This window comes from Sphingobium sp., assembly GCF_049304695.1.
Taxonomy (GTDB): domain Bacteria; phylum Pseudomonadota; class Alphaproteobacteria; order Sphingomonadales; family Sphingomonadaceae; genus Sphingobium.
This window is the reverse complement of the sequence record NZ_JBAQOK010000075.1, coordinates 1-8,831: the sequence shown is the minus strand read 5'-3', so window position 1 is coordinate 8,831 and position 8,831 is coordinate 1. Positions and strand designations below refer to the sequence as shown.

The following is an 8,831-nucleotide window of genomic DNA, read 5'->3' as shown; positions in this document are numbered from 1 at the left end:
TTCCTTGTGCACGTCCAGCCCGATGTATTTGGTACCTTTTGCCATCGACTATCTCCTTTGCTCTGACCCCCAGGCGAGCAACGCAGATCGGAGCCAAAATGGCTCCCGGCAGTCATTGGGTCTAAGGCCCGACAGCCCCGCTCATGGTGTCTGAAAAAACCTGTTTGTCGCCAGTCATGACGGCAACCGGGTTTTCCGTCATCTGGTTGCTCGATGACCTCGATTGGGACATTCCTGCCGTTCCGAATCCAAATACTGAACGGCAGCTCTTGCGGTAAGCCGCCATCCCTCGCAGTTTCTTCGATCTCAAGACCTGCTCGGTTGCCGGCACGTAGGTTACGGCATTCCCCTGTCGAGCCGCTCCCCAAGTGCAAGCTCGGAAGGTATAGATAGGCAAAATCGCGATCAAAACTAGTCGAGTTAAGTCCTGCTTCGCGCTACTGGTGGGCGGCCACGTGAGGGCCGCCGAGATTTCGAATGCAGATGGATGAAACAGGAACCGGAGAAGCCTCCCAAAGATGAAGTCAGCAGCTCGAGCCCGGTCGGGCGCGGGGGTGCAGGCACTTACATTGAGGGTGAGCTTGGCGCTTATTATCTGCTTCAGATGTTGGCTGGCAGCGAAGCGCGTGGTCTCCCCGATGCCGTGATCAAACGGGTTCAGTTCCAGGGCGTGGATGAAGGCTATGCGCTTGACGATCTGATCGTCCACGCGGCGTCGAAAAGCGGAAGCTCGGTTCTCGAAATCCAGTCCAAGCGCACCGCCACCTTCGCGCCGAAGGACGCGATTTTCATCAACCTGTGCGAACAGATCGCGCGCACCGCGCCGGACAGTCCGCCGACCGACCGGCACCTCCTGGCTGCCGCGACCCAGCGCACCAGTTTTGCGATCTCCGGCCCGTATCAGGATGTGCTCGCCTGGGCGCGCGCCGCGAGTTCCGGGGCTCAATTCTTCGCCCGGCTTGCGCTTAATGGCGTGGCCAGCCCGAAAATGCGCAATTTCGGCCAAGCGTTCCGGACCCATCTCGTCGCGCATGGGATCGCGGACGACGACGAGGTGATCTGGAATATCATCCGACGCTTCCTGATCCTAGAGTTCGACTTTGAATCCGGCGCACCACAGGCGCGGGACTATGCGCTCATGCTGGCGCGGCAGGTGCTCGCGCCCGAAGATGCCGGCCGCGCCGAAGGGCTCTGGAGCGATCTGATCGCGGTGGCCATCAAGACCGGCACGACCGGTGGATCGCTCACGCGCGAGGTGCTGATCGACACGGTGACGGCGCACGGCTTTCGCCTCGCCGGCGACCGGAACTTTTCCCTGGCCCGCGGCAAGCTTGCGGAGTTGTCGCGCCACGCACTCATGGACATCGGCACGAGCGTCGGCGGGATCACCCTGCCTCGCCTGGGCGCTGTGGCGGCGATGGAAGAGGCGCGCGACGCGCACCGCTTCATCGAAATCACCGGCGATCCCGGCGTCGGCAAATCCTGGGTGCTGCGTCATTTTGCCGAGAGGCAAGCGCGCGAAGGCCAGGTCATCGTCCTTGATCCGATTACAACGCCCGACGGGGGCTGGTCGGCGCTCTCGGAGCGGTTGGGCGTCCCGGGGACCGCCGGGGAATTTCTCGGCGATATCGCGGCCAGCGGCGGCGGGATCCTGTTCATCGATGGGCTCGAGATGTTCGCGACAGCGGAGCGGCGCCGCACGGTCAACGACGTCCTGCGGGAAATCGCCGGTATCGAGGGGTTCTCGGTCGTTGTCTCGACGCGGCCCGACCTCGGCGTCGAGGACTGCAGCTGGCTCGCCGAAGACGCCATCGCCAGGCTCGGCGCCCCGCATCGCGTATTCGTGGGTGAGCTCGACGAGGACGAGGTCGCGGTTCTGGTCGAGATGGCGCCGGAATTGCACGCCCTGCTGTCGCCGGACCATCCAGCCGCTCCGATCGCCCGCAATCTGTACCGGCTGACCCGGCTGCTGAAGGTGCCGAGCACGGTCGACATCCGCACGGAGGCGGCGCTGGCGCACCATTGGTGGGACAGCGCCGACGGGGCGGAGCCGAAAGACAAGCGCGCGGCCCAACGCCTGCTCGCCGGACTGGCCGAAGCGGCGCTCGGCGGCCGCGACACAATCGATGTCGCCACCGATTCGGATGCACGCACGCATTTGTTGGACAGCCGGAGCCTGAGCGAGCCGCACCGCGACAAGCTGGGTTTCCGCCATGACGTGCTGCGCGACTGGGCGATCGGCGCGCGCCTCCATGAGAACATCACCCTGCTCGATGGCGTCGACCTGACGGTGCAGCCTTCGCCGCGCCTCGCGCGCGGTATCGAGTTTGCCGGCCGGTTTGCGTTGGAGAGGGCAACAAACGGCGCGGTATGGCAGGCGCTCCTTGAGGCTCTGGCGCGCCCTGGCGCGCATGCAGCGTGGCGTCGGCAAGCGCTCCTCGCCATCGTGAGGTCGGAACTGTCGGCCGAGCTGCTCAACCGATGCTCCGACACGTTGCTTGCGCAGGGCGGTGCGCTCCTCATCGAACTCTGCACCGCGATCATAGCCGTGGAAACGATGTCGGCGGCGGCGCTGTTCGCACGGATCAAGGCCCAGGGGTTCGAGGTTCCCGAAGGCACGACGTCCCTTCGTGCGGCATCCTCACCATCGGCGCCCGCGATGCTGATGTGGTGTTTGGACCATCAGGCGCAGATCCCGGTTCACGCTATCGCGTCCGTGGTCAAACTCGTGGAGATCCAGTTCTTCCTCGCAATGACCATTTCCGCTTACGGACAAGCGGCCGCCGGGATGCTGTTTGATTGGCTGTTGCAGCTCGATGTGCGAGAGACGGCGATCGCGATCCCGTCGCCGGCGGACGCCCCGAGGATGCAGGGTGAAGCGCGCTCGCGCATGATCGAGGATCTTCGCAGCATGACGCTGCTGCTCGCGGCCAACGCGTCGGAGAAGGCAAAGGCCTATCTGCGGGCGGTGGCGGGCGAGAACGACACTTACAAGGTCAAGGCGATCCGGCTGTTCAGCAAGGCTCTAGCGAGCGTCGCGCCCGCAGAACTTGCGGCGCTCATCGAAGCCAGCCTCATCGAGAATCCGCGCAAGGGACGGTCTCGCCGCGAGTCAATGGGCCGCGTCTTCGGTTTCGCGGATAGCGATTACATGCCGGCGTCACCAGCACAGACCCCGTTTCTCGATCTGCTCGATGCCAATCAGCAAATCGGACTTGCGCTCATTCGCACGCTCGTCGCAGCGGCAGTCGACGGTCATGCCGCTGGCAAGGCGACCGAGACCAATGGCTTCACGGTCGTCGTCGACGGTACGCCGCGGTTCTTCCCTTGGGTCCAGACCTATTTCTGGTCACGGCAGTTTCAGGCACCGGAATCCTCGGTCGGCTCCGCCCTCAAGGCCCTCGAAGCTTGGTCGCATGAGCGGCTCGAGCGCGGCGAGGATGTCGCCACGGTGCTGCAGGACATCCTCGGGCCGGAGGGAAGCTGCGCTGCCTATCTCGTGGTCGCGATCGACGTCCTCATGTCCCATTGGCCCGCGACGCGCGACGCGCTCGTTCCGTTTGTGGCCAACCCGCATATCCTCGCCAGCGATCGCGACCGCGCGTCGATCGAGATGTTCGGAGACATGATGGCTTTCCAGAAAGAGCCGAGCGGCCGCGTGCGGCTCGCCGATCTTGCAAAACGCGGCTCCCGCCGCTTCACCCTCGAGCAACTGATGTTCTCCTATTCCGGGAACGACGATGCCAGTTCCGCCGTCCGGCGGCTTCTTGCCCAAGCGGTCGATGAACTCGGACCTTGTAACGAGAGCGATACTTTTCGCGATCCAACGTTCATGGGAGCGCATGCGCTGAACCTATTGGACCGGGCCAACTGGGTCGAGGTCGACGGCCTATTTAGCTTCGTGCCGCCGCCCGCCGAAGCCGAGCATCTAGCGCGCCTCGAAACCGCAAGCCGCGCGCTCGCCTTGTCGAGTGATATCGAGGCGAGAATCCAGCTCGCGACCAACGATCCGGCGAGAGGCTCGGCGGAGACCGCACGACAAGCGGCGGAGCATGCGGCGGGCGATCTGCCCGACGACCGCGACGAAGATTATCTAAAAGCACGGTCCACCCGCCTCATTGCCACCGCCATGCTGGTCGCGCGCGACGGCGATGACGCCCTTCTCGCCGAACATGAAGCCTGGGTCAGGGCAGTCATAGATATCGCTCTGATTGAGGAGGTGGACGCCTACGGCTCCGGCGAGACACTCGGCTTCAACCGGCCCGGGATGGCGATTTGCGCGCTTGTTCATCTCTGGCATCGTCGCAAGGTGACGGCAGATCGCGATCGGATCGTGGAAGCCGCCGTGCGAGGCGACAGGGCAGCGATACCGGCGTTCACCGCGGCCCGGGCGACGATCGATCACGCTGATCCGCGGCTCATCAAGTCGGCGATCCGGATGGCGTTCGCCCGTCGCCGCTATCGGTGGCACCCCTATGATGATGATCCCGCCGATGAGGTCGCCTATGAGACAGAGCGCGCGCGTCAGGACAGGGAGGCGGTTTCTGCCGAGATCGCATGGCTGGACGGCGGGCCCGAGCCTGAGTGGCCAGCGCTGCTAGACGAAAGACCCTTTCTGCGGAACAGTCCGCGCGCGATCCTCTCGCGCGACGGGGCGCGGATCGAGTTCGAACAGGACGAGGCAGAGGAGAGTTGGGCGCCGCGCTCGAAAAAGGCATCGATCCATGTCGAGACGCAAGGCATTGCGAAGTGGCTCGCGCTTTTGAATCGCGAGGCGTGCCCGAGGCCGGCGTGGTTCGGCGAGATTGTCGATACCTATGCGCCGTGGTCGGCGCGGCTCAACGCTCATGGCTATCCCGCCGACGCCGAGCTCGACCGATCGCCTGACGACTGGAACCAGCAATTCTATCTGCTGGTCGCCGCAGTCATCATGGATTCGGCGCATGACCGGCTCGATGCTATCCTGACGCCGATCCTGGAACTTCCCGACCGCTCGTTCTGCGACGTCGCCGACACGCTCACACGCGCGGCCGATGCCTCCTACTTCAATGATCGGGGGCGCCCGCCCAATCGCGCCCTCACGATCCGGCGGCAGCTGGTGACGCGCACCATAGCTCTCGATCGCTGGTCCCGGCACCGCCGACCGGGCGACCTGAGCATCGACCTTGAATCAGGTCCGACGATCGCCGTGATGCTGATGAATGAATATGTCTTCGGTTCGGGCAGTCAGAGTTATCTCGTTCCAGCCATCTTCGACCGGATCGATCCGCTGCTCGAAGCGCTGCGCCCCATGATGCCGGGCGGGCCGACCGCCTTTGTGGCGCTTTGCACGATGAACACTCTCCTGATTGGGCCGACCGCGCGTCACCTCGACTTCCTTCTCTTCGCCATCGAATCCTGGCTAGAGGCCACGGCGGGCGACCGGGCGATGTGGCATGAACTGGCGATCGGCCGAAAGGTCGCGCAGTGGTTCGAAAGTGCGTCGAAGGGCGACCCGTCGCTCTATTACCACGATCATGGGCAGCGCCTGCGGATCGACGCCATGCTCGGGAGACTTGTCAGCCTTGGCGTGTCAGAAGCCCATGAGCTCGAGCTGAAGTTAGAGGCGGCGCGTAACGGCCCGGCCCAAAGCCGTCTGCGAGACGCATGAACGCAGGGCGTCTTCTGGCAAGGAGCTCACAGCACCTCGATGAGGGGGCCTTCCTTGCGCATCAGCGATAGGTAGTCACCGCCATTGAGAATGAGCGCACCCTTGCCGATACGCGTGGCGAGCGCGCCGAAGCTTCGCGCGACGGTGGCGCGCGCGGACACACTGTCGGTCGCCAACATACCGGCCTCAAGCTCGACGGGATCGTTGAAACGGAGATGGATCCTCCTGGCCTCGGCCGACTGTTCGAGGCAGGCGCGGCGGAAGATCGAGTAGAAGCTCAGGTCTCCGAACTGGACGAGACGAAAGGCCACCATGCTTCTCACGAGCGGGAGGCTGATGTCGCGGTCGGTTTCGAAATCGAAAGTGGGCGTGCCGGCGGCGCCGGCGATCGCGAAATTGACGACCTCGTCATGCGCGGCAAACACGTCGGCGGCGCGCATTGGCGGATTATCGTCGGGGCTGCAGCAGCTTCGGAGATATCCCAAGGCGTCGTCCAACCAGACGAAAATCTCACGGTCCTCGATTGCGACAGGAGGGCAGGTCGTCTCGAGCGGCTCGTCCTGGTCGTCGAGCATAAGCGAAACCGTGCAGCGCTCGCCCGAGATCACCATGAACCGCGCAAGATTCTGGAGGTGATCGAAAGGGTGAACATCGGTGCCGCGGAACTGGTAGCTGATGTTGAGCTCGGGGCCGCGCAGGACAGCGCTTATGGTCGGTGAGGTGAAGGTCGCGCGGACCGTCTCCAACGGGAGATTGTCCATGGCGAACTTGCGGACCTCGCCGGCGAAGGTGGCGGCTTGGCCGGCCGCGTTCTGAAAGGTGAGCTGCCCGGGTTGCGGAATGGCGTCGAGGTTGAAGATGGTGGGCTTGCCGGCGAAAAGCGGTGAAACGATGTCGAACCGCTTGTCGCCAAAGATGATCTCGACGTCGGCCGGGCTTGTCGGCAGTCCGACGGCGGCATCGATCAGCTTTTGGACGTCGTCGAAGGGGATCGTCACCGTGCCGCCGAAATGGCCTTCGTCGAAGCCCAACTCGCGGGTCAACTGGCGCTTCTGGTTGGCATAGTCGTGCTGGTCGGTGTCGCCGATCGAGCGTATCCACGGCAGAAGATCATCGGTGCGATCGTCGGCTTCGTCGAAGGCGATCGACAAGCGGAGACGATGGAGATCCGTCTTACCGTCGCGCTGCGCTTCCCGGGCGCGGCGCAGGGCGGCCTCGATCAGCGGCTTGTCGAAGTGACGGGCGTAGATCCTCTCCTCGCTATGGTCGCTGTTGCGCCACCAGAGCGTGATGAAGCACGGATCCGGCTCATTGGCGAACCGGAGCGCATTGCTCAATTTGACGCTCGTGGTCGGCTTTCCATCGGTCTTGGACTTACCTGAACCCGCACCGTGGCGTTCCCCGGTTGCCGATCGTGCGGGAGGCCATGGACCCTTTCGCGAGCAAACTCGACCATATAGTCCCAACCCTCGCGATCCTGGATCGAGGGGTTCTTGGTGACATTGGCGATGTCGCAGAGGACCTCGAATGACGACTGGGCATAACTCGAGAAGTTTTGCGCGAATGCCGGCACGTCGTGAATCTTCCTCGGAGATAGGCAGGACAAAGGTAAGCAGCGGGCGACGGGCAGGCAATCGGTTACTGCGTCCTTATGGCCAACATTGTGCCCGGGGGCGGGCCTGCTCCCGCATCGGTCAGTCTTCCGCGTGACAGGTATCGATGAGAGAGGCGAGGGATGGCCCCGCGCGATCGAACGTCGTCATATCGATCAGCTTGCCGCCATGATCGCGCGCGACGCGCAGCGGGCCGGCCTTCTTGAGGTCACGGGTCAGGACGACAGATGCGAGCGACGCCGCGCCAAGGGCCGCATCGCCCTCGTTATGGCTAAGCTGGCTGTTACGGGTCGGCTTTCCGATCAGAAAGGGCTCTCGGATCGCAGCGTAGAATGCGCGCGCATCTTCAGACTGGAACGTGCCGAAGCCGAAGCCGCCGCGCCGCTGTGGACCCTTTTGGGTGGTGAAGCCGAAGACGGCGGAGACCTTGACGGAGGCGTCTCGCATCTGCTCCCGGATGTACGCCTTCAGAGCGACCTTGTCCGGCCGATCGGGGATGGCGGCGATTTCGATTTCGATCTCGCGCGGCACGAATAGCGCAAAGCGCGTGACGGGAAGTTCGGCAGCCAGATCGAAGCCGAGGGCAAAGAACTGATCCCAGACATTGCTGTCGATGGTGACGGCCACGCGGCCGTCCGCGCGGGCGGTATAAGGCAATTGGACCTCGAAGTCATGGTAGCAAGCTCGGGATTGCTGCGCAGCTGTCTATAGGGCGAAAGTCGAAGAGAAGCGAAGCTGTTCAGTCCGGCGTTTTCTTCTTCTGCCGGTTCGACCTTGCTAATTTCAGTGTCTGAGGCGACGCCCGAAATGATGAGCCACCGCTTCGCAGAGCCTTATCGGCAGCTTTCGGCGTGAGCTGCCGTACGGAGCGTTGGATCGGAATGGCGAATTTTGGTCGGCAGCTGCGGACTGCACCGCGTCAGAAGTGGACGTTCCCGACCTCAGTTCACACCCCGAAAGCTGCCTTGCAGGCGCAGTGCGGCGCTCAGCGCCTCCGACCCAAGAATTGACCAACGCTAAGGCAAGTTCGAACATCAGCTCCGCGGGACATTGCGGGCACTCAAGCCCGCATGTGCCATCTGCATCAATCCTCAAACTTTTGCGCATCCATCGTTTTGATGAAACGTAGCAGGGCGGTCACGCTGTCATAGATGAACTTCGCTTCATCCATCGAGACAAGGCTTTCATTGTCGTGCGCAAAGGACTTGTTGTTCCGAATCTCGTTCATCGACTCGAAAGTGGAAATGGAACTCTTGATGATGCGGTCCGACATTTCCGTGAGGTTTCGTGATGCTTTCAGTGCCTTAGCATATTTCCCCACTCTGGCGTGCAGGGCGTCATTTTCGCCACAGGGCTCACCCCCGTGTTTGACTACAAGGGACGCGAAGCGCTTCATGCAATACGTATGCAGTCGGTCCAATCCAGCATTTGGACGGCCAGCGTCCAAGTCCCTGCGGATCGCAGCGACTAATTCTTGAAGGGTTTCATTTGCCTCGAATGCTTCTATCCCCGTTGAATCAACTACGTGCTCTTCCCCTTCGAACTTGCCAACTATCTTGAAATAGACT

At 62.8% G+C, this 8,831-nt stretch carries 4 protein-coding genes; 1 reads left to right on the top strand and 3 read right to left on the bottom strand.

What is annotated here, in order from left to right; all coding sequences use genetic code 11:
- The first annotated feature begins 487 nt into the window (after window positions 1-487).
- Window positions 488-5,650, top strand: a complete 5,163-nt coding sequence (locus WA070_RS12760) for a hypothetical protein (RefSeq protein WP_422634306.1) — start codon at window positions 488-490, stop codon at window positions 5,648-5,650.
- Window positions 5,651-5,676: 26 nt separating this feature from the next.
- Here WA070_RS12760 and WA070_RS12755 read toward each other — a convergent pair whose 3' ends face one another.
- The 3 genes from WA070_RS12755 to WA070_RS12745 form a co-directional block, all read right to left on the bottom strand.
- A complete protein-coding gene (locus tag WA070_RS12755; protein ID WP_230189216.1) occupies window positions 5,677-6,987 on the bottom strand; it encodes a hypothetical protein in 1,311 nt (436 codons plus the stop codon).
- A gap of 357 nt (window positions 6,988-7,344) precedes the next feature.
- On the bottom strand, window positions 7,345-7,920 hold the full coding sequence (locus WA070_RS12750) for a hypothetical protein (RefSeq protein WP_281822839.1): 576 nt from the start codon (window positions 7,918-7,920) through the stop codon (window positions 7,345-7,347).
- A 427-nt stretch (window positions 7,921-8,347) separates the two neighbouring features.
- Window positions 8,348-8,831: abortive infection family protein (locus tag WA070_RS12745; protein WP_422634305.1), on the bottom strand; the 484-nt coding region annotated here is incomplete at its 5' end.

Coding starts and splice junctions, on each gene's coding strand:
- WA070_RS12760 (WP_422634306.1), top strand. CDS start 488: ATGAAACAGGAACCGGAGAAGCCTCCCAAAGATGAAGTCAGCAGCTCG.